This window comes from Noviherbaspirillum cavernae, from assembly GCF_003590875.1.
In the GTDB taxonomy this organism is placed as follows: domain Bacteria; phylum Pseudomonadota; class Gammaproteobacteria; order Burkholderiales; family Burkholderiaceae_D; genus Noviherbaspirillum; species Noviherbaspirillum cavernae.
Map to the genome: position 1 here is coordinate 3,824,856 of NZ_QYUN01000002.1, position 21,464 is coordinate 3,846,319.

The 21,464-nt window shown below is 63.1% G+C and carries 23 protein-coding genes; 12 read left to right on the plus strand and 11 right to left on the minus strand.

The genetic code is table 11. The features are described 5' to 3' along the window. Window positions 1-37: 37 nt before the first annotated feature. The 3 genes from D3870_RS18040 (at window position 38) to D3870_RS18050 (ending at window position 2,986) form a co-directional block, all read left to right on the plus strand. Window positions 38-1,240, plus strand: coding sequence for a 3-hydroxybenzoate 6-monooxygenase (locus D3870_RS18040; protein WP_199710696.1), 1,203 nt, complete (start codon window positions 38-40; stop codon window positions 1,238-1,240). Between the two features lie 589 nt (window positions 1,241-1,829). After that, on the plus strand, window positions 1,830-2,030 hold the full coding sequence (locus D3870_RS18045; protein WP_119741307.1) for a hypothetical protein: 201 nt from the start codon (window positions 1,830-1,832) through the stop codon (window positions 2,028-2,030). 401 nt (window positions 2,031-2,431) lie between these two features. Beyond that, complete coding sequence (locus D3870_RS18050) at window positions 2,432-2,986, plus strand: sugar O-acetyltransferase (protein ID WP_119741309.1); 555 nt, start codon at window positions 2,432-2,434, stop codon at window positions 2,984-2,986. Window positions 2,987-3,103: 117 nt separating this feature from the next. Here D3870_RS18050 and D3870_RS18055 read toward each other — a convergent pair whose 3' ends face one another. After that, the gene (locus tag D3870_RS18055; RefSeq protein ID WP_119742327.1) at window positions 3,104-4,060 is read right to left on the minus strand and encodes a LysR family transcriptional regulator; all 957 of its coding nucleotides are present in this window, start codon (window positions 4,058-4,060) and stop codon (window positions 3,104-3,106) included. 167 nt (window positions 4,061-4,227) lie between these two features. Here D3870_RS18055 and D3870_RS18060 point away from each other — a divergent pair, with 167 nt between their 5' ends. Next, window positions 4,228-4,548 (plus strand): hypothetical protein, encoded by a 321-nt coding sequence (locus D3870_RS18060; RefSeq protein ID WP_119741311.1) that lies wholly within the window; start codon window positions 4,228-4,230, stop codon window positions 4,546-4,548. A 23-nt stretch (window positions 4,549-4,571) separates the two neighbouring features. Continuing rightward, a complete protein-coding gene (locus D3870_RS18065; RefSeq protein WP_119741313.1) occupies window positions 4,572-5,000 on the plus strand; it encodes a DUF2798 domain-containing protein in 429 nt (142 codons plus the stop codon). A gap of 137 nt (window positions 5,001-5,137) precedes the next feature. Here D3870_RS18065 and D3870_RS18070 read toward each other — a convergent pair whose 3' ends face one another. Beyond that, complete coding sequence (locus D3870_RS18070) at window positions 5,138-5,698, minus strand: GNAT family N-acetyltransferase (RefSeq protein WP_119742329.1); 561 nt, start codon at window positions 5,696-5,698, stop codon at window positions 5,138-5,140. Between the two features lie 12 nt (window positions 5,699-5,710). Further along, a complete protein-coding gene (locus tag D3870_RS18075; protein WP_119741315.1) occupies window positions 5,711-6,142 on the minus strand; it encodes a hypothetical protein in 432 nt (143 codons plus the stop codon). Between the two features lie 255 nt (window positions 6,143-6,397). Between D3870_RS18075 and D3870_RS18080 the strand changes: the two genes are divergently transcribed. After that, window positions 6,398-8,908, plus strand: coding sequence for a penicillin-binding protein 1A (locus tag D3870_RS18080; protein WP_242490024.1), 2,511 nt, complete (start codon window positions 6,398-6,400; stop codon window positions 8,906-8,908). 737 nt (window positions 8,909-9,645) lie between these two features. Further along, on the plus strand, window positions 9,646-11,268 hold the full coding sequence (locus D3870_RS18085) for an amidoligase family protein (RefSeq protein ID WP_158590501.1): 1,623 nt from the start codon (window positions 9,646-9,648) through the stop codon (window positions 11,266-11,268). Window positions 11,269-11,400: 132 nt separating this feature from the next. Here D3870_RS18085 and D3870_RS18090 read toward each other — a convergent pair whose 3' ends face one another. Continuing rightward, complete coding sequence (locus tag D3870_RS18090; protein WP_119741321.1) at window positions 11,401-12,411, minus strand: formylglycine-generating enzyme family protein; 1,011 nt, start codon at window positions 12,409-12,411, stop codon at window positions 11,401-11,403. 248 nt (window positions 12,412-12,659) lie between these two features. Between D3870_RS18090 and D3870_RS22585 the strand changes: the two genes are divergently transcribed. Next, the gene (locus D3870_RS22585; RefSeq protein ID WP_199710700.1) at window positions 12,660-13,367 is read left to right on the plus strand and encodes a hypothetical protein; all 708 of its coding nucleotides are present in this window, start codon (window positions 12,660-12,662) and stop codon (window positions 13,365-13,367) included. On the opposite strand, the gene D3870_RS18100 is transcribed toward D3870_RS22585, so the two are convergent. Beyond that, the gene (locus D3870_RS18100; protein WP_119741323.1) at window positions 13,355-13,711 is read right to left on the minus strand and encodes a hypothetical protein; all 357 of its coding nucleotides are present in this window, start codon (window positions 13,709-13,711) and stop codon (window positions 13,355-13,357) included. The genes D3870_RS22585 and D3870_RS18100 overlap by 13 nt on opposite strands. Before the next feature lie 14 nt (window positions 13,712-13,725). Between D3870_RS18100 and D3870_RS18105 the strand changes: the two genes are divergently transcribed. Beyond that, window positions 13,726-14,007, plus strand: a complete 282-nt coding sequence (locus D3870_RS18105) for a hypothetical protein (protein ID WP_119741325.1) — start codon at window positions 13,726-13,728, stop codon at window positions 14,005-14,007. Between the two features lie 148 nt (window positions 14,008-14,155). Here D3870_RS18105 and ggt read toward each other — a convergent pair whose 3' ends face one another. Beyond that, window positions 14,156-16,051, minus strand: a complete 1,896-nt coding sequence (gene ggt, locus D3870_RS18110; protein WP_119741327.1) for a gamma-glutamyltransferase — start codon at window positions 16,049-16,051, stop codon at window positions 14,156-14,158. A 96-nt stretch (window positions 16,052-16,147) separates the two neighbouring features. Here ggt and D3870_RS18115 point away from each other — a divergent pair, with 96 nt between their 5' ends. Both D3870_RS18115 and D3870_RS18120 read left to right on the plus strand, forming a co-directional pair. Then, on the plus strand, window positions 16,148-16,336 hold the full coding sequence (locus D3870_RS18115; RefSeq protein ID WP_119741329.1) for a hypothetical protein: 189 nt from the start codon (window positions 16,148-16,150) through the stop codon (window positions 16,334-16,336). 38 nt (window positions 16,337-16,374) lie between these two features. Beyond that, complete coding sequence (locus tag D3870_RS18120) at window positions 16,375-16,845, plus strand: Dps family protein (RefSeq protein ID WP_119742331.1); 471 nt, start codon at window positions 16,375-16,377, stop codon at window positions 16,843-16,845. Window positions 16,846-17,012: 167 nt separating this feature from the next. On the opposite strand, the gene D3870_RS18125 is transcribed toward D3870_RS18120, so the two are convergent. From D3870_RS18125 to D3870_RS18135, 3 genes are all read right to left on the minus strand, one after another. Beyond that, the gene (locus D3870_RS18125) at window positions 17,013-17,249 is read right to left on the minus strand and encodes a hypothetical protein (protein ID WP_119741331.1); all 237 of its coding nucleotides are present in this window, start codon (window positions 17,247-17,249) and stop codon (window positions 17,013-17,015) included. 14 nt (window positions 17,250-17,263) lie between these two features. Beyond that, entirely contained in the window at window positions 17,264-18,265 is a 1,002-nt protein-coding gene (locus tag D3870_RS18130) for an LLM class flavin-dependent oxidoreductase (protein ID WP_119741333.1), read from the minus strand. 162 nt (window positions 18,266-18,427) lie between these two features. Next, window positions 18,428-18,913: a hypothetical protein gene (locus tag D3870_RS18135; protein WP_119741335.1), complete on the minus strand. Its 486-nt coding sequence runs from the start codon at window positions 18,911-18,913 to the stop codon at window positions 18,428-18,430. 324 nt (window positions 18,914-19,237) lie between these two features. Between D3870_RS18135 and D3870_RS18140 the strand changes: the two genes are divergently transcribed. Next, the gene (locus D3870_RS18140; protein ID WP_119741337.1) at window positions 19,238-19,450 is read left to right on the plus strand and encodes a CsbD family protein; all 213 of its coding nucleotides are present in this window, start codon (window positions 19,238-19,240) and stop codon (window positions 19,448-19,450) included. Between the two features lie 238 nt (window positions 19,451-19,688). Here D3870_RS18140 and D3870_RS22390 read toward each other — a convergent pair whose 3' ends face one another. Together D3870_RS22390 and gdhA are read right to left on the minus strand one after the other, a co-directional pair. Then, window positions 19,689-19,844, minus strand: a complete 156-nt coding sequence (locus D3870_RS22390) for a hypothetical protein (RefSeq protein ID WP_158590502.1) — start codon at window positions 19,842-19,844, stop codon at window positions 19,689-19,691. A 247-nt stretch (window positions 19,845-20,091) separates the two neighbouring features. Then, window positions 20,092-21,435 (minus strand): NADP-specific glutamate dehydrogenase, encoded by a 1,344-nt coding sequence (gene gdhA, locus D3870_RS18145; protein WP_119741339.1) that lies wholly within the window; start codon window positions 21,433-21,435, stop codon window positions 20,092-20,094. Between the last annotated feature and the right edge of the window lie 29 nt (window positions 21,436-21,464).

Sequence of the window (21,464 nt, forward strand, 5' to 3'; positions counted from 1 at the left end):
GCGGCGAACACGGCACTTCACACAGCAAGGAATTGAGATGAACATGCAAGCTGAAAAGCCGCTTTCGGTCATCGTGGTCGGCGGCGGCATCGGCGGCCTGGCGGCGGCGCTTGCGCTGTCCCGACTCGGCATCCGGATCACGGTGCTGGAGCAGAGCCCGGAAATCGGCGAGATCGGCGCGGGCATACAGCTCGCTCCGAATGCCTTTGCCGCGCTCGACGCCCTGGGCGTGGGCGAATTCGCGCGCAGCCGTGCCGTGTTCACAGAGCGGCTGGTGATGATGGATGCGGTGGACGGCGCGGAGGTCGCGACGTTTCCGGTCGATGAAAAATTCCGGCAACGCTTCGGCAATCCGTATGCCGTCATCCATCGCGCCGATATCCACACCGCGATACTCGACGGCGTGAAGCAGTCGTCGCTGATCACCTTCCATACATCGACCCGCGTCGAGGAGTTGATCGAGGAGAGGAATCGGGTCACTGTCGTCGATACGCGCGGCAACAAGTACACGGCAGATGCCGTGATCGGCTGCGATGGCGTCAAGTCGGTGATCCGGCAGAAGCTGATCGGCGACGAGGCGCGCGTCTCGGGCCATGTCGTGTACCGCGCGGTGGTGCCAGTGGAGGACATGCCGGAAGACCTGTGCTGGAACGCGCCTGCGGTGTGGGCTGGACCGAACTGCCACCTCGTGCATTACCCCTTGCGCGGCGGCAAGCAATACAACCTGGTGGTGACTTTCCACAGTCGTGAAAAGGAAAGCTGGGGCGTGCGCGAGGGCAGCAAGGAAGAAGTGCTGTCCTACTTCAGCGGCATCTGCGAGCGTCCGCGTCGCCTGCTGGACCGGCCGACGTCGTGGAAGCGCTGGAGCACGGCCGACCGCGATCCGGTCGAGTCGTGGACGCGCGGACGCACCACGCTGCTGGGCGACGCGGCACATCCGATGCTGCAGTATCTGGCGCAGGGCGCATGCATGGCGATCGAGGATGCGGTGACGCTGGGCGAGGCGGTCAGGCATTGCGATTTCGATCTCGATGCCGCGTTCAAGCTCTATCAAAAATCCCGCGTCACGCGCACCGCGCGCGTCGTGCTGTCGGCGCGCGAGATGGGGCGCATCTATCACGCCAAGGGGGCGGAGCGGCTGGTGCGCAATGCACTGTGGAAGGATCGGCAGCCTGAGCGCTATTACGATGCGCTGGAGTGGCTGTATGGATGGAATGCGGGGAGTTGTTTGGCGGTGTAGGTTGGGATGGGGGGAGTGTCTGAACAGCAGAAATGCTGATTCGAGCACGCGACCTTCGTGCTGAGGATCGGCATTCCACCACTATCACTATTGCCGCGACCTGCCTCGACAACAAACGTCATCCTTCGTGGATGCTTTGCCGGGGGCGGCCCGGCAGCCGATCACTTTTCTTGTCTCGCCAAGAAAAGTAATCAAAAGAAGGCGACCGCACCTCGCTGTCCCCTTCGGGGATTCCCGAAGAAATGGGGGATGACGCGGGAAGCGTGACAAACTCGCCTTCGGCTCAGACAAGTCACGCTTCTTTTTCCGCGTCATCCCCCATTTCTTCGGCAGCTCACAGCGGAAAAGGCATGCATAGCGGAGTGTGCCACTCTCGTTGATGCAGCCCGCAATTTTCAAGAAATGTGGGTAATCCTCCGCTGCAAGGGTGAGGCCCATGCAACGCTGCATAGACCTTCGCTTCCCTCCCCTCCCCGTCATCAAACTTTCACGCGCCTGTCACGTCCCTGTAACCGCCGCGCCGTAGCATCCCTCCCGTAACGCAAGACCGAACCGGTCGAGGTTCTCATCCCGATTTTCGGAGGCAGCCATGAACATGGACATCGTGATCATTCGCGACGGCGCGGGTTATCGCCTGCTGCACGGCCATCTGCGCCTGTCGAACGTGTTGCAGTCGTGCGGCGAGGCGATTGTCGAGGTGGCTGGCGAAGGCGAGGTGAGGATTCTCAAGACCCGCGTCGGCTACATCGTCGGCCGTGGCGATCAGCGCCTGCCGCTTCTGAGCAATTGAGCCCTCGCCGCACTGCACCGCTTCAATCCCCGGCCGGCAAGACCCTGTTCGTCAACATCCAGCATCCGGGCGAGGAAACCGCGCCGGACTTCGCCAACCCGGCCTCGTCATTTCGCGCGGGATGGCGAGGCCGCGACGCGGTATGTGTGCTGCGAGGCAATAGCGCGATGCCGATGAAGGGAACTCCACCGCGCCCAACGGAACGAAGTGGCATATGCATCGACGATGCTTGCACAGCAGTCGGAAATGCAGGCGGCAACTGCGTCACCAAGTCACCAAGTCACCAATGCTCCTTCCGCTTGAAGGGGGGATGTGGCGGATTGAATGCCGTCCGGATTTCGGACTTGTGAGAACTTGTGAGGACTTGAAAGCAAGGCCGCACATCAATCCGGGGGAAGCCAATGGATGCCGCGCGTACCGAGAAGGAGAAAATGCTGCTGGGGGAGCTGTATCTCGCCAATGACGCCGAGTTGAGCGCCGAGCGGCGCAAGGCCAAGGCCTGGTGCCATCAATACAACCAGCACGGCATCGAACGCGATGCGGCGGCGTTGCAGGCGCTGTTCGGCCAGGTGACGGATGCCTATCTGGAACCGCCCTTTCATTGCGACTACGGCTACAACATTCAACTCGGCAAGAATGTCTATGCCAATCACAATCTCGTGATTCTGGATTGCGCCCGCGTCGTGATCGGCGATAACGTGTACATCGGCCCCAATGTCGTCATCTCCACCGCCGGCCATCCGATCGATCCGCTGGTGCGCACTTCGGGAGTCGAGTTTGCCAAACCCATTGTCATCGGCGACAACGTCTGGCTCGGCGCGAACGTGGTGCTGCTGCCGGGCGTGGAGATCGCGGCCAACGTGACGGTCGGCGCGGGCAGCGTCGTGACGCGCTCGATCCCGGCCGATTGCGTTGCCGCCGGCAATCCCTGCCGCATCCTGCGGCGGCTGGCGTGAGGCGGATCATCGCGCCGGCGGTGCCGTCCTGACGCGTCGAGCCGCCCGGCAGCATCGCCTCCTCGCAGGCCTGCTTCAGCTGCGGCCTGATTGCGGTTTCGCGCAATCAGGCACGGATCAGGCCGTTTTCCGCTCCTTGCCGAAGGTTTCGCTGGTCTCGCCGCTCATGTGCGCGCGCAGCCACTTGTGGCCCGGATTGCGCGTGTCGCGCTCGTGCCACAGCATGTCGATGTGCACGTGCGGCATCGGGAACGGCAATTCCTTCGTCACCAGCGCGGCGATGCCGGTCGATGCGATCAGGTGGCGCGGCAGCACCATGATCAGGTCGGAGCTCGACACCACCCGTCCCGCCGTGAAGAACTGGTTCACCGTCAGCAGGATGCGGCGTTCGCGGCCGAGTTTCGCCAGCTGCTCGTCCACCAACCCGTGCGCCCGTCCGGAGAAGCTCACGATCAGGTGTTTCGCCGCGCAGTACGCATCCAGCGTCAGCTCTTCCTTCGCCAGCGGATGGTTCTTGCGCATCACGCACACGTATTGACCCGAATACAGCTGCTCGTGCCGGATCGGCGACACCGATACCTGCCCGCCCGCCAGTTGCGACACCACGCCCGGGAAAAAGCCGATCGCCAGATCGATGTCGCCGCGCAGGAGCATCGGACGCGGCTCGCGCGTGGTCAGCGGCACCATCCGCACATTGATGCCGGGCGCCTCGCGCTCGATCTTGCGCACCAGCGACGGCAGCCACAGCGCCGCCGTGGCATCGGCCATCGCCATGCGGAAGGTGTTCTGCGCGCTCGCCGGATCGAAGCTCTGGTCCGGCACCACCGCCTCCTCCAGCGTCGCCAGGGCGCTGCGCACCGATGGCCACAGCTGTTCGGCGCGCGGCGTCGGCTTCACGCCATGCGCGGTACGGATCAGCAGTTCGTCCCCCAGCGCATCGCGCAGGCGGCGCAGCGCATTCGACACCGCCGGTTGCGTCATCGCCAGCCGCTGCGCGGCGCGCGTCAGGTTCTGCTCGATCATCACGGCGTCGAATACGCGCAGCAAATTCAAATCCAGTGTCAGAAAGCTCATGGTCTCCGTGAATCCTGTTGTTTTGTTGCCCTGCGGCATTGAAAATCGGCCAATGCTATTCACAAACATTATAAGTGATATGTGGAAATCAAATTGGCTTTATAACTGGTGTGTATCTATACTGCAATGCAGCATAACAGAGAAAACATATTGAATAGGAGTTAGCCATGTCCCTGCTCGCGATCGCCGCCATCCCCGTACAAGCCGTTCTGCCCGCCGCCGAAGTGTTCGCCGGCACCGCCGTCAATGTTGCCCGTCCGCTGCTCGGACTGAGCGCCCTCGTCGCCTTCCTGATGGTTTTCAAGCCGCTCCTGCGCGGCCTCTTGCGCGCCGCCGTGCTGACCGTCGCGCCGCGACTGTCGGTCGAAGAGCGCAATGCCCGCAGCAAGGTGCGCGGCGCATTGATGCTGAACCGTCTGGCCAACGCCTACGACGAATTCCAACCCGGTCAGGCTGCGGAACTGCGCGCACTGGCAGGGCGGGGCTGAACGGAAACAGGTCTCGCCTCGTCATGACCCGCCTGCTGCACACCCATCCGGCCATCCCCGCTGTTGCGGCGCACAACACGCCGGCCGACGCCGCGAAATTGTTGTGCCGCTCGCGCAGCCTCGCCGCGATGCTGCCGTGGCTGCTGCTGACCGGCGTCATCACGCTGGTCGTCAGCGCCGTGATGCAAGCGACGCAGGCCGGTGTCGACGCGCATTTCCTCGGCCGCTGGGTCGAAGCCTGGCTGACCGGCTGGCCCATCGCCTTCCCGATCGCCTACCTGCTCGGCCCCTCGTTGCTGAAACTCGCGGCCCGCATGTCTGCGCCGGCACCGAGGAAACCCGTGGTCGCCGGTCTGTCCTTCGACGACATCGCCGACGCATCGGCGCGCGTCACCGCACGACACGGACTTCCCGTGCGACGCAAGCTGAAGGATGCCCGCACGATCGCGTAGTCCCCGCAAAAGTTGTCTCCTCCTCCCTCCCTGGGTGGTTCAGCCCCGCCGGCAATTGCCTGGCGGGGCTTTTTTATGGTGGCCGTGCCGCCGGCGTTGGCGCTGCGTGCTCCGCGCATCGCGCAAAGCGGACAGCATCAATCGCAAGACCACGTCGCACGCGATATCCGGTACACCACATGCAAGCGCAACGGATGCCCCTCCGGCAATCGAGGGTGCTCGAAATACTCGTCGCGGCATTGCATCCCGATGCGTTCCATCACCGCGCGCGAGCGCGTGTTCCGCAACGCGGTAAACGATACGATCTCCGCCAGTCCGAGCATTTCGAAGCCGACACGCAATGCGCCGCGCGCCGCTTCGCTCGCATAGCCCTTTCCCCAATGCGCATGCGCGAGGCGCCAGCCGATTTCGACGCAGGGGGCGAGCGGGATATCGTCTGCCGGAACCGACAGACCGACGAAGCCGATGAAGGGGCATGCCTGCGGTATCTCCACCGCCCACAAGCCCCAGCCGCGTTGCGCAAGCTGCGTGCCGATGCGTTCGGCCAGCGCATCACTGGTGTTTCCATCCAATGTGCCCGGGAAGTATTCCATCACGCGTGAATCGGCGTTCAGTGCGGCGAAGGGCGCGCGGTCCGACATCCGCCATGGCCGCAGGCGCAGCCGTTCGGTGTTGAACTCGATGAGGCGATTCGTCATCGACATGCGTCGCTACATGAGTCCGCGCAGCAGCATCTGCGTGTCGATCACGCGCAAGGCGCATCGCACCGGCACGCCGTCCTGCACAGACCAGCGCTGCGCGACGAATGGCGCGTGGCCGGTTTCCGTGCGAATGGCGAACTGGAAGATGGCGTCCCACTCGGCGTCGCGCGGCGTCACCCACACTACCTGCCGGCCGCAGTCGGTCCGAATGCCGGCGTGGCGCAGGTTGTTGCGGATGCGGTCCGCACGGTACTCGCGATCGTGTCCGTATGCGCCGTCGGCATCGGGCGCGGGCAGGACCAGCGGTACGCGTTTCTGCTGCAGGGAGGTCGCGCCGGTCTTGAAGCGCGCCCACGGTCCGAGCAGCGTCTGCGCGACGAACTGCAACTCCTCTTCATCGAGTGCATCGTCGATGTAATAGCAGGAAAGAATTGTCTTCATGGATCGGCTATCCCTTGCATGTGCATTGCTTGCAATGTCCTCACCGCAATCTGCGCGCACGCATGGTGCGTGCAAATTCATCTTACTGTCGCATCGGCATCGTGTCCATGCAGACATGCTTGTGACAGCTCAGCTGGAATAACGTCGCATGCAGCGTGCGCGCAGCGTGTTCATGAAGTCGCGCAACACGCTGCGAAAACCAAAATCATTCGCCTCTGTCCAATCTGACAATCAAAATCGGAAAAGGCGTTGATAGTGAAAGAACAGAACCTGCGCGACAGGCAACAGCCGCCGCCCGACAACAAGAAGAAACCGCGCCGGACCCTGTGGCGTATTGCCGGCGCGACATTCGCGGTCTTGCTGCTGATCATCGCCGGTGCCGTCGTCGGGGTCCGTGCCTGGATCGAGCCGATCGCTGCCAGCACGCCAAACATCGATGATCTGCTCGACGCGCGCATCGCCGAGCCGAGCCTGTTGTATTCGGCGGATGGAACGCTGCTCGCCACCTACAGCCAGGGACGGCAGGAACGCGTCGCCCTCTCGCAAGTGTCGCCATACGTGCTCCAGGCCTTGATCGCAACCGAGGATCACCGTTTCTACGAGCATCGCGGCATCGATATCGGGCGCACGGCGGCGGCGATATTGCATACCGTCAACGGCGACGCGCAAGGCGGCTCGACGCTCACGCAGCAACTGGCGCGCAACATGTTTCCCGACGAGATAGGCCGCGCGCGCACGATCGACCGCAAGGTGAGGGAGATGATGACCGCGCTCAAGATCGAGGACGTTTACAGCAAGCAGCAGATTCTCGAAACCTATCTGAACACCGTGCCCTTCCTCTACAACGTGGTCGGCATCGAGATGGCGGCGCGCACGTATTACGACAAATCCGCCGCCGACCTCAACGTGATGGAAAGCGCGACGCTGATCGGCATGCTCAAGGGCACCAGCTACTACAACCCGGTCATCAATCCGGGCCGCGCCATGAAGCGGCGCAATGTCGTGCTGCAACAGATGATCAAGCACGGCGTGATCTCGGATGCCGATTACGAGGCGATGCGCGACCAGCCGCTGCAGGTGAAGCTGAACCTGCAGGCCGACCCGATCGGCATCGCGCCGCACTTTGCCGCGCACTTGCGCAAGTGGCTGGCGGAGTGGAGCGGCAAGCACGGCTACAACCTCCACACCGACGGCCTGATCGTCCACAGCACCATCGACGACCGCCTGCAACAGGCGGCGACCGAAGCCGTCGCGCGCCAGACCCAGGTGCTGCAGGACATTGCCGATGTCGAATGGGCGCAGAGCAGTGCGCGCGTCGCGTCGCATTCGCCGGCCGCCTATGCCGCGCTGCGCAAGCGGGTCGAACCGTTCCGTCATTTCTGGAGCGAGCGGCGCGAGCTGCTCGAGGTGTTCGTGCGCGACACGCCGGAGTTCCGCAAGGCCGTTGCCGCCGGCCAGCGCGAGGCCGATGTGCTGGCGCGCCTGAAATCGAATGCGGCCTTCATGGAACGCGTGCGCACCGCCAAGAGCCGCCTCGAAGCCGGCTTCGTCGCGATCGATCCCGGCAGCGGCGAGATCAAGGCATGGGTCGGCAGCCGCGATTTCGAGCGCGACCAGTTCGATCACGTGGGACAGGCGATGCGCCAGCCCGGCTCCACCTTCAAGCCGATCGTCTACGGCGCCGCGCTCGAGTTCGGCCTCTCGCCCGAGCGCGCCTACGAGGACGGCCCGGTGCAGATCCGCGCGGGCGACGGCAGCGTCTGGCGGCCGACCGACATGTCGGGCTGGAGCGGACGCATGATGAGCCTGCGCGAAGGCCTGATCCATTCGCGCAACGGCATCACCGCGCAAGTGATGCGCGACATCGGCGTGCCGAACATCGTCGACTTCGCGCGGGCGGCCGGCGTGCGGCAAAGCAGGCTCGATCCCGTGCCTTCGCTCGCGCTGGGGACCAGTTCCGTCACGCTGCTGGAAATGGTGTCCGCCTACACCACCATCGCGCGCGTCGGCGAATACCGCACACCGCTGATGATCAGGCGCATCACCGATCGGCACGGCAGGGTGCTGGCGGAATTCCGTCCGCCGGGCCAGCGCGCGATGTCCGAACAGACCGCGCTCGAACTGATCGACATGCTGCGCGGCGCGGTCAGCAGCGGCACCGGCCAGGCAATCAGGAACCAGTTCGGCATCAGCGCTGACGTCGCTGGCAAGACCGGCACCACGCAGAACAACACCGACGGCTGGTTCATCCTGATGCATCCCGGGCTCGTCGCCGGCGCATGGGTCGGCTTCAACGACTCGCGCGTGACCATGCGCAGCGACTACTGGGGCCAGGGCGGACACAACGCGGTGCTGCTGGTCGGCGACTTCTTCCGCGGCACGCTGAAGGACAAGCTGATCGACGCGAAGGCGCGGTTCCCGATGCCGGACCGAACACCCCAGTTCGTGCATGGATCGGACGCGTGGATGGAACAGTTCGCCGTCAATGGCGGACCGCTGCAGGCGGGCTACGGCGTGATCACCGGACCGGGCGGCGAGACGGTCGTCACCGTCGGCCCGGACGGTGTGGAATCGATCGGCCGGCAGGCAGCGCCGGCCGATATCGACGATCTCGGCCGTCTCACCATCACCGGCATCGCGCGCGGTGTGCCGGAGAACTGGCGCGGCGACACCAGCGGTGGCTCGGGCGACGAGTCGCATGACGCCGAACCGGAACCGCCCGGGCGCGGGCGGGTGGCGACGCAGGCGGATGTGAATGTGTGGTGAGGGCGACCGCCAATCGGTGCATCGCGACGCACCCTACGATCCCCGCGATGCGGGACCGTAGGGCCGTAGAGCGGGCCTGACGCAGCCGTACCCGCCGACTTCGGGCATCGCGCGCGGAGGTGCGTGATCATCCCGAATGGAACCGGCTGCCCTGCATTCCCCACTCATCCGGGCAAGCGGCAGGAATCCTCATGGCGATGCAAGCCGGACGCAGCGAGCATCAGCGAACGCGCGAGTGTTGTTCCGACTACTGCGCAATTATTGATTTGCGTGGCGGAACGCCGCAGGCAAAGGGGCAGAGCATGGAAAGGCGAATTCATTCGTCATCATCCGGATGGACCTGTGATGGGCGCAATGTTCAAACCGAACCGGAGGCGCCTGTAACTCCAGTGACAGGACAAACCGGAAGCACCGGCAGGAGCTCGCCAGAGCTCGTCTCGATCGCACGTACTGAAGCGAACCGGAGACGTTCGCGCATCTTGGAAGCGGCTTCCGGAAATGCAGGCACGACCGGCGGATCAGCGAGCGGACAAAAGGAAAAATCAGGCGAGAGTTGTCCATCCAACGAAACGCTTTTCCCCCATTTCAAGAAAATGGAGTTTCCGGAATGGAACAACCTGCAGAATCTGTATGCACGCGACCCTAAATGGGTGACGTGCAATGTTTCCAGTCTGGAGAGGATGGGAATGCAGACCGTATACAGGATATGCGAGCATCTTCGGGAGCCGAACACGCGATTGGATGATCTGACCGCGGAAGTCCTTCAGACGCTGCTGAATATCCAGAACAGGAGCGGCGACAATCCCGAGATGACCGTCAAGATGCATTTCGCATTGAAACGCACATGGCTCCCGGAGACGAATCGCGTTGCGAATCCGTTTCTGACCGATCGACTGGTCAAAGAGCCCGCATTGACCCCGGCCGCCGATTTGTCCCTTGTGGCGGGGATATCGCGGTCGACCATGGATTGCAACCAGCGCATCAGTTCCGAATTGACGCGACGATTCGAAAAGAACCACCTGCTGTTGCCGGACGCGACGTTTGGCGTGGAAAACGAAATGTTCGTGCCGGGGCTTCCATTCATCGGTGCAGAAGATGTTCCTGGTTCGAATGAATCGATGCAAAGGGAGTTTGAATCCGTACAAGGGATTTTCGAAGGAGGCAGAGAGAATCACTATCTATCCGAAGAGCTTCGCGCAAAGCTGAATGCGGCGCTGGGTTCCCGAGCCGATAGCTACGTCCGGGATGGATCGGTGCAAACGGATGAAGCATTGCTCACGCCCGTAGAACAGGTGACTGCCGTTCTCCAGTCGCCGCGGGATATCGAACAACTGCAAAACGCATTATCGAAACTCAACGATTGGGGTGCCATCACCAACGGCACGAGTGGCGTGCATATCCATACCGGCGTGAAGCAATGGACATCTTCTTCGATCTTGAAAACTGCCGACGAGGAGGCGTGGGACAAATCCGTCGCGATATCCATGCCGGGCGAACCGGCCGGAAAGACGATCACGCCGCTCCAGCTGTTGTTCATGAAGCAGTTCGTCATCAACATGGCTTCGGTGCGTGGCGCCTACTCTCGTGCGGCGGCGAACAACGAGTTTGCGTTGCCCAATATGGAACCGGGAAAGGAAGACACTTTCAACGAGGAGGTGTCGAAGGCCGGGGGCATGGAAGCGCTGATCAACGTGGTGCAGCCTGGGAATATCCCATGGCGGCGTCGCTATCGCTGCGTCAACTTGCTTGCCTATCTCCAGCATGGAACGATCGAAGTGCGCGGCTTCACCAAGAAGAACGGCGCATCCATGGAGATCGATCCCAACATCCCCATCCGCGACATCGTGTTCCTGCAGGAGATGCTGATCAAGACGATCGACACGATGAAGCGGCTGGTGCCGCACACGACGCCGGAAACCGATTTCGAACTTGCTCCCGACGAAGGCTTGCAGGACATGGTGGACGAGTACGTGCAGGATGTCTTCGTGCTGCAGATCATCCACGCCGTGGGGCAGCGCGACAGCAAGCGGCGCCTGGAAACGATGACGGCGATTGCGAACGATGCGAAGCAGGGCCACATCAAACTTGAAACGCTGGAGAAGGCGGAAGCGAGCCTTGCCGACGTTTTGAAGGATGATCCTCTGGCGCGGGAATTCATCAAGGATGCATCCATCGACGCAGTCTTGGCCAGTCTGCTTGCCGACAGGGGGACGGCTGACCCATTCATCGACCAGGCCCTGAAGGACAGTTCCTGGATGCCGGATGCCACGGATTCGGTTGAGGTGCGTCGCCGAAAGTCTCTGCGAAGCATGGCTGACGAGCTTTTTAAAACGCCGCAGCAACGGCAGGAGGCGTCGTGACGCCTCTTGCATCCTGAAACCGGTGATCGGCGTGCTGCGGATGGGGTAGGGGCACTGTGCGCACCGATTGCCTGTATGCGCAGGCGAACGGCATTGCAGGCGCGGCGGCATGTCCGGTGCGCATGGAGCACCCTACCGCGTCTTCACTCCCGCCTCGCGCACCAGCCGGAAACCCACCAGCGTATAGCGCGTGTCCGGCGCATTCCAGTTGCGGTACGAAGAGCGCGCATAGAACGCCCACGTGTGCCACGAGCCGCCGCGTCGCACGCGCACGGTGCCGGTTGACGGGCCCTGCGGATCGTCGCGCGGCGACTGCGCGTAGTACGCATCGTCGTGCCAGTCGGCGCACCACTCCCACGCATTGCCGTGCATGTCGTGCAAGCCGAAGGCGTTCGGCGCGAAGCTGCCGACCGGCGCGGTGAAGGCGAAGCCGTCGCGGCTGGCCAGCGCGAATTTGCTCCAGCGCACCCAGTCGGCTTGCGCGTCGGCGTCGAACACGTTCGCCGCCATCGACAGCGACTGCGGATCGTCGCCGCTGTGATAGCGCGTGCGACTGCCGGCGCGTGCCGCGTACTCCCATTCGGCCTCGGTCGGCAGACGATAGGTGACGCCCTCCTTTTCGCTCAGCCATTTCGCCATCGCCACCGCGTCGTTCCAGCTCACGTTCACCACAGGATGATCGTCGCCCTGCGGGAAGCCGGGATTGCGCCACGAATATCTGGGATGGCGGCCCTCGAACGCATCGCCGCGCGCGGAGCTTGCGGGATCGTAGTCGCGGTTGTAGCCGTAGCCGCCGGTGCCGTCGGCCTCCGATTCCGGCCGGTGGCCGGAGGCGTCGAGGAAGCGCCGGAACTGCCCCACCGTGACCTCGTGCTGCCCGAGATGGAAGGCGTGCGTGATGCGCACCCGGTGCACTGGCGCTTCGTCGCCGAGGTCGAGGAAGCGCTTGCGTTCGTACTGCGGATAGGCGGTGGCGAGCGCCTCGGGCGACTCGTCGCTGCCCATCATGAACTCGCCGGGAGGGATCGGCACGAACTTCATGCCGAGCAGATTTTCAAATGCCGCCGGAGTGTCCGATGCCGTCGCAAGCACGGGCAGCGTCATCAACGAAGCGAGGAGCAGAACCGTCGTGCGTGCAGGCATGGCAGACCCGGGAAGTGGACGATAACGATCAGGGTATGCCGATGCTGTCGCGGCGGTCAAGCGCGCAGCCGATGTCCCGGCGGCCCGTGGCCGTGCCTGCGCGCCCCGCTCGGCCCGTGCGGATTACAATGGCGATCCTGTTCAGTCGCATCGGCATGGCGACACGAATCGCGGCCGATCCTTGCATGAACGCGGCGGTCCGGCGGCTGGATGAAACCGATCACTATCGTTCCAATGAGGGAGAGAATATGAAAAACAGTCTGAGCGTAGTGGCGTCCGCCTTGGTGTTGGCGGGATGCCTGACCACCGAGGTGGCGAAGAAGAGCGAAGCGGAACCCGTCGCATCGACGGCATCGGGCACGCCGGCTGCGGCCGCCGGCACGAGCACGCCAGCGGCTGCGCCGGCCGCATCGACTGCTGCTGCAGCCCCCTGCGCGCCGGGCACGCCGGCCAAGGGCAAGACGGCGGCATCCAAGCGCAAGCTGGCCGCCAAGGGCAAGCAGCCTGCGGCGAAGGACAAGGCGGAAGCCGCGCCGTGCGCAAACGTCGCGGCCGCGCCGGCTGCGGAGGCGAAACCCGCGCCGGCCGATACGGCAGCAGATGCCAAGGGCAAGACGGCCGATGCCTCAGCGGGGGGCAAGCGTGAAGTCAAGGGCCTCAACGACTGGACCGGTTATATCCAGGGCATGCCGGCATCGGGAAGCAAGTTCGGCAAGCTCAAGATCGGCATGGGCGCGAAGGAAGTCACCGACCTCGTCGGCGCGCCGACCGACCAGCAGTCCCACGTCACCGGCAAGGCATGGATCCCGTTCTATGCCGGCTCCGGGCAGTATGAAACGCTCTACTACTACAAGGGAATCGGGCGGCTCCTGTTCGCCGGCAATGGCGGCTTCAGCACCGGCACCGGTCTGATCGGGATCGAGCACGATGCGAGCGAGCGCGGCTACGCGCGATAGCAGTCAGGCGGGCATTGCGTGCCCGCCGTGCTTCGCCATTCGCGCCACAAGCGGCGCGAATGCAAACCCTTCTTTTCGGCCCCTTCTTCTCGGTCATTCCCGATCGTCGGCGTCACCATCGCTGATGCAACGCATGGCGGACGGCCCTTGGTCCGTACTTCCATGATCGCTGCTGGCTGGTCGGCGCAAGGCGACATGTCTGCGACCGGCCTGCCCTTTCTGCCATGTCCATGGGATGGCGCAGCGGCCGTCACCGGCGCTACCATCTCGTGCGGGATTTGCGCCACGACAGCGAATTGCCGACGCCGCGTTTCACGCGGCAGTCCGACGAATGCAGCAAACATTGAGGAGAACTCTGATGGAACTGGAAGTGACCTGGAGACGGACGATGCGGGTGTGGTGGTCCTACTTGTGGCGCAGTGCGCTGGCGATCATTGCCGCCGCGCTGATAGGCGCGATACTCGGCGCCGTGGCCGGCCTGCTATTGGGTCGGTTCGGCGTTGCCGTCGCGACGATCAAGACGGTCGGCTCGCTGCTCGGGGCGCTGGTCGGTCTGGTCGTTTCGGTGTTTCCCATCAAAATGATTCTCGGGAAAGACTTCGGGAAGTTTCGACTCGTCCTCGTGGCGAACGATAAATAAGCGTGATCGCGGCGGGTGCATCGTGCGCCTGCCACTCCACCAGGGATTGGCAGGCGGACCATGCCCTGCATGAAACAGAACACAGTCCGCCCTTGCTGATCTTCTGCATGCGCAAGGCGCATGCCGCGTCACACCACTCCTGCCACTCCTATTTCTGCGGCAAGCTGATCACGGTCCCTTCGCGCCGCTGATCCGCGCCGCCGTATTGCTTGCCCGTTTTCAGATCGATCACCACCCCCTGCACCGAGCCGATGGTGGAGCTGCAGGTCGGCACGCCGTTGACCAGCGGCACCAGGTGGCCGAGCGCCTGCAGTCCGAGCAGGCTGGTCGCCGGGATCGCGGGCGTCATGCCCGGTTCGCACGAGATCGCGCCGGCGGCGCTGGTGACGGACAGGCGCGGTGCATCGATGGCCTGCTGGATCGACATGCCGTGATCGACGAGGTTGAGCGTGATGTTCAAGACGGAGTTGATGATGGTCGCGCCGCCGGGCGAGCCGTAGGCGGCGAATGGTTCACCGTGCTTGAACAGCATGGTGGGCGACATCGAGGAACGCGGCCGCTTGAAGGGCGCGACGTCGTTCGCGCCCGGGTTGCCGGTGGCGGCATTGAACTGCGGCGTGAAGTTGAAGTCGGTCAGTTCGTTGTTGAGCAAGAAGCCGTAACCAGGGACGATGATGCCGGTGCCCCAGGTGTTCTCTATCGTGGTGGTATAGGCCACCACGTTGCCCTGCTTGTCGACGACCGAGAAGTGCGTGGTATGCACGCCTTTTTCCTCCTCCAGCGGCGCCAGCGCGAGTTTGGTCTTCGGCTTCAGGTAGGCCGTGTCGCAGGGCAAGGGATTGCCCGGCAGCGCGCTGGCCATGCGTGCGTTCGGATTGATCAGCACCTTGCGCGTATCGACGTAGCAGTTCGAGATCAGGCCTCGCTTCGGTACCGGCACGAAATCCTCGTCGCCCATCCACACCGCGCGGTCGGCAAAGCCCAGGCGCATCGCCTCCGTCATCACGTGCAGGGTCTTGGTCGCGCCGAAGCCGAAACCACTCTTCTCATTGCCGATGGGGAATTGCTCCAGCATCTTCAGCATCTGGATCACGGTCAGGCCGCCGGAGGACGGCGGCGACATCGACTTGACCGTCACGCCGCGATACGTGCCTGTCACCGGCTGGCGGATCTTCACATCGTAGGCGGCGAGGTCGGACAGGATCATGCGGCCGACGCCGGCGCTGCCCATCGTGCTGCGCTTCTGCGCCTCGACAATGGCCTGCGCGATCTCGCCGGTGTAGAACACTTCGGGGCCGCGCCCTGCGATCAGCTTGAAGGTCTTGGCGAGGTCGGGCTGCTTGAGCAGATATCCTTCCGGCAGCGGACTGCCGTCAGGCAGGCGGAACACGGCCTTTGTTTCCGGCTGCAGTGCGGTGCGCGGATCGTTGATGTTGGCGGCGAGGAAACGGTTGATCCGGAAACCTTTCTCGGCCAGCATGATAGCCGGTTCCAGCGTCTCGGCCAGGTTCATCCTGCCCCAGCGCTTCAACGCGGTGGCGACGCCCAGCACTGTGCCGGGCACGCCGACCGAATGGCCGCTGGTGGAGGCTGCGGCAAAGGTTTGTCCGAGGAACATGTCGGGGGTCGCGGCTGCCGGCGCTTTCTCGCGCGAATCGATGATGAAGGTTTGATTCGTCTTGGCAAGGTAGATCATCATGAAGCCGCCGCCACCGATGCCGGAGAATTGCGGTTCCACCACGTTCAGCGCGAACTGGATCGCGGCCGCCGCGTCGATCGCATTGCCGCCAGCCTCGAGCATCTGCGCGCCGGCCTGCGCCGCGAGCGGATGCGACACCGCGACCACGCCCTTGTGCGTCGCCTTGTCGTTCCCATGGTGCTGATGATGGTCCTTCCTTGCATGATGCGGCGCATACCGCTCCGAATCGTGCTCACGGAAGCTCTCTTCCGAACGGTCCGCCCATGCCGGCGGCGCGATGAAACCGAATGCCAGCACGGCCGGCACAATGAATGCAGATGCGTACGACTTGATTCTTCTTGTCATGTCAAGGCTCCTCGGTGGGGACGAATTGGACGCGCCGCATCGGCAATCTCGGTTGCGGGCGAGAGCTATCTTTGTGCCGATCGTTAAAGGAATGCAATGACAAGAATCAATGAAACCATCGATTTGTTAACGCGTCGTAATGGCGACGGGTGGCAGCAATGGCGCGATGATGGCGGCACGATGATGTGCCGCATGACATCGCTGTTGAAGTGGGTTGCCGGCGAACCTCGGATGCGCTTGCGGATCGTAACGTACACTGCCAATGCGGCATTGATTCAACCGTGACTTATCCGTGACTTGACGACTTGAAAGGAGGCAGCACGATGGAAGTGAATATCGGAATCCCCGAACAGGATAGAAAAAACATCGTCGAGGGCTTGTCGCGCCTGCTGGCGGACACCTACACCTTGTATCTGAAGACGCACAATTTTCACTGGAATGTGACCGGGCCGATGTTCCAGACCCTGCATCTGATGTTCGAGACGCAATACACCGAGCTGGCCGCCGCGGTCGATCTGATCGCCGAACGCATACGCGCGCTGGGCAGCCCTGCGCCTGGCACCTACGCGGAGTTTGCGCGCCTGAGTTCGATCAAGGAACCGAGCGGCGTGCCGCCGGCGAAGGAAATGATCCAGCAGTTGGTGCAGGATCAGGAAGCGGTCGTGCGCACGGCGCGCTCGATGTTCAAGGCGGTCGATGCTGCCAGCGACGAGCCGACCGCGGATTTGCTGACGCAGCGCATGCAGGTGCACGAGAAGACGGCGTGGATGCTGCGCTCGCTGCTGGAAACCTGAGCGGCGCACGGCGCTCGTCCGGTGCGCGGGCCGGCACCGGACATGCCTGACGCCGGATCAAGCCGCCTGCTTGTTCTTGCTTTGGCGCGCGTCGATGCGCCGGCGTATCTTTCAAAGGAAATGCATGGCGGATGGCTATTGTTCTCCGAAGGCAATTACCAGGCCTCTCAACGCCGCCGTTTCTTCCACGCATAATCGGGCCCCGCCTCGGCCACGCCGGGATGGCCGACCGCGTGCGGGTTTTCCGACGCCATGGTGATGAAGCACACGCTCTCGCCGGTGCGCTGCCGGGCCCTGAGTGTTTCCATGAATGCCATCGCACCGCTCATGTCGGCGGAATCGAATTCGCGCGCGTGCGGCGTTTTCGCATCGCCCTCGGCCATCGTCCAGTACACCATGTACATCGTGCTCTCCGCGCTCAATCGTTGCGCGCGTGCGCCACGATCTCGTACGAGCGCAGGCGCGCGGCGTGGTCGTGGATCATCGAATTGATGATCAGCTCGTCGGCCTGGGTCGCGGCGACGAAGGCCTTCAAGCCTTCCTGCACTATTTCCGGACTGCCGATGATGGACGCGCTCAGAGTCGCTTCGACCGAGGCCTGTTCGTGCGGCAGCCACAGGCCATCCATGCTTGCCACCGGCGGCGGCATCCGTCCCGGCACGCCGCGCACCAGGTTCACGTGCATCTGCTTGTGCGAGGTCGACAGGTAGTGCGCCTCGTGCTCGGTGTCGGCGGCGAACACGTTGACGCCGACCATCGCATACGGCTTGTCCAGCACGTCCGAGGGTTGGAAGCGCATGCGGTACAGCTCCAGCGCGCTCTGCATCCAGGCCGGCGAGAACTGCCCGGCGAACGCGAACGGCAGGCCCAGCACGCCGGCCAGTTGCGCGCTGAAGGTGCTGGAGCCGAGCAGCCAGATCGGGATGTTCAAGCCTTCGCCCGGGACGGCATGCACCGCAGCGCTCTCGGACTGCGGCTGCAGGAAGGCGCGCAGTTCGGCCAGTTGCTGCGGGAATTCTTCGCCATCGGACTCCAGCCGCCGGCGCAGCGCGCGCATGGTGGCATGGTTGGAACCCGGCGCGCGCCCCAGGCCGAGATCGATGCGTCCCGGATACAGCGACTCCAGCGTGCCGAACTGTTCCGCGATCACCAGCGGCGCATGGTTCGACAGCATGATGCCGCCGGAGCCGACGCGGATGCGCGAGGTGCCGCCCGCCACGTAGCCGATCACGACGGCGGTCGCTGCGCTGGCGATGCCCGGCATGCCGTGATGCTCGGCCAGCCAGAAGCGATTGAAGCCCCAGCGCTCGGCATGCTGTGCGAGGTCCAGCGAGCGGTGCAGCGCGTCGGCAGCCGTGCCGTTCGCCTGGATGGGAGCGAGATCGAGGATGGACAGCGGAATGTCTTTGAGGTGTTTCATCGGATAGGTGCGTGCAAGGGATGCTTACAGCATAGCCGGAATCCGCGAAGCGGATCGGAGCCCCGATCGAAGCCCCGGATGGAAGCCCCGATCGAAGCCCCGAATTGAAGCCCCGATCGAAGCCCCGATCGAAGCCCCGAATTGAAGCCCCGAATTGAAGCCCTATCTGCAGGCCGCCTGCAGTTGCTGCGCGAACACCGGCGCGAACATGGTCTTGTTCCTGGAGCGCGTCAGTTGCGCGGCAGGCGGCAGCAGGAAATCGCCCGTCGGGTCGTCCAGCCGTTTCCACTGCATGCGATTGTTGACGATCTTCAACTCGACGCGCACCTGCACCGGCGGCGTCCCGCGCCCGCTGATCACGGTGATCGTCGCCACGCCGTCGGCGACATTGCCGGTGATCGAAGGCGTGCCGCCCTCGTCCATCTGCGTCGCGCCGGCGGTGGCGAACACGTGCGAGCCGCACACTTTGTCTTCCTTCTGGAACAGTTCGAGCACGAAATTGGCACACTTGCCCGAATCGGTCTTGATGCCGGCCGGACACATCGCCGCGACCCACGCGCCGTTGAAATCGCCGTCGCCATCCGCCGCCGGCGAGGAAGAGCAAAACGCGGTCAATGCGAACAGCGCGAGCAGTGCCGGAAGGCGCATGATTTTTCCCTGATTGTCGGTGATGGATGAACAGTCGAAAAATACTTTGCCATCAAAATCCGGCCGATATGCTGTCCCTTGTCATGTTTTTGCGGCTTGCATCAGCACGGTATCGCGCAGCAGGCAGTCAAGCGCGGAGAAGTCCTGAAGTTCTTCCTTTGGCATACCGACTGAATCCAGTCGCTCAAGATGGAATTCAATGAACCGATTGATGACGGCATGGCTGCGTCATGCTTCCACTCCAGCACACGCTGCCGGCAATCAGGTGAATTTTTCCGGCAGCGCATGGTCATATTTTTACTTTGGTAATCAAGGAGATCCAAAATGAACTGGGACATCATCGAAGGGAATTGGAAGCAATTCAAGGGCAAGGTGAAAGAGCAGTGGGGCCAACTCACCGATGATCACCTGGACACGATCGCAGGGAAGCGGGACCAGCTTTCCGGAAAAATCCAGGAAGCCTATGGAGTCAACAAGGACGAGGCGGAAAAGCAAATCAAGGAATTTGAAGACCGCAATAAGGATTATCGCCCCTGAGTGACTTCGGGGAAATTCAGTCGGGTGTGATAAATCAGCGAGCAGCGAAGAGGGGAATCTTGCCTTTTTCCTCCCTCGCCTCAATCGAGGCAAACAGAGACGAACTCGTTGATTCAATCCATGTATTGCAAGCTCATCCAAGTGGCGAATACAGAGTCAGGGCAATGGCTTTTGTGATGCTGGAAACCTTGAATGCCGATGTGTGATCACCGGCAAAAACAAACCGCTTCGACTTGTTTCATTCGTCGGCATTCGCCCGCGTCGATGACTCGCCGAACACCCAAGCAATCGCCACATCTGCTGACATCGCCAGCGTGAACTGCAAGCCGGGGTAGCCGCCGGGCGCGGTGGAAATGCTGCAATCCAGGGCCAGGGTCGAAATCGTGCACGTCACCCTGCAAGGGCCAGGCTCCTGCCTTGAATGACATTCTCGGGGCCACGTCGATCTCGTGTTCGCCAACATTCCCGAGTTGCTGCGAGATGGGAACCCCGTTGTTTCTGTTGGAGATTGACGTATCGCCGAAGTGTGAGTTGCAGCAAGCGCGGCCGGATCCGACAGTCGTCCGATCCGGCCGCAGCGGTGGCGGAGATGCACTGCGCCGGATGTGCGCGCCGCGTCTCTGCCCTCGCCTTTGCAGCGATCAGATCACGCCTTGCGCCAGCATGGCGTCGGCCACCTTGACGAAGCCGGCGATGTTGGCACCGTCGATATAGCTGACGCTGCCGTCCGCGCGCGTGCCGTACTTGAGGCAGGCGTGGTGGATGTTGTGCATGATCTCGCGCAGGCGCTGATCGACTTCGTCGCGGTTCCACGACAGGCGCATCGCGTTCTGCGTCATCTCCAGGCCGGAGGTGGCGACGCCGCCGGCGTTGCTGGCCTTGCCCGGGGCGTACAGCACGCCGTTCTTTTCAAAGAACGCCGCTGCCTCTGCGGTGCTCGGCATGTTCGCGCCTTCGGCCACGCAGATCACGCCGTTCTTCACCAGGGTCTTGGCATCGTCGAGGTCCAGCTCGTTCTGCGTTGCGCAAGGCAGCGCCACGTCCACCGGCACATGCCACGGCCGCACACCCGCTTCGAAGCGCGCGCCGACCTTTTCCGCATAGTCCTTCACGCGGCCGTAGTGGTGGTTCTTCACTTCCATCAGCAGCGCCAGTTTCTCCGGCGTGAAGCCGGCCTCGTCGATCACCGTGCCGCTCGAATCCGATACCGTCACGACTTTCGCGCCGAGCGCCATCGCCTTTTCCACCGCGTACTGCGCGACGTTGCCGGAGCCCGACACCGATACGCGCATGCCTTGCAGATCACGACCGGTGCGCTTGAGCATCTCTTCAACGAAATACACGGTGCCGTAGCCGGTCGCCTCCGGCCGGATCAGCGAGCCGCCGAAGCTCAGGCCCTTGCCGGTGAAGACGCAATCGGCGCGGTTCGACAGCTTCTTCATCATGCCGGCCATGTAACCGACCTCGCGCCCGCCGACGCCGATATCGCCGGCCGGCACATCGGTGTCGGAGCCGACGTGGCGGAACAGTTCGCTCACAAAGGCCTGGCAGAAACGCATCACTTCGCCCGGGCTCTTGCCTTTCGGATCGAAGTCGGAGCCGCCCTTGCCGCCGCCCATCGGCAGCGTGGTGAGCGCATTCTTGAAGGTCTGCTCGAACGCCAGGAACTTCAGGATCGACAGGTTGACCGACGGATGGAAGCGCAGACCGCCCTTGTACGGGCCGATCGCGGCGCTGTGCTGGATGCGATAGCCGCGATTGACCTTGACCTCGCCCTTGTCATCCACCCAGGACACGCGGAACTGGATGATGCGCTCCGACTCGACCAGGCGGTCGAGCAGGCCGTGCTCCGCATAGCGCGGGTTGGCGACCACGTATGGCCAGATGCTTTCCATGACCTCGACCACGGCCTGGTGAAACTCGGGCTGGCCCGGATTGCGTTCCTTCACGTAGTCGAGAAATTCCTCGAGGCTTTGATACTTCATTTGATTCTCCGAATGGTTCAATCGCGTTA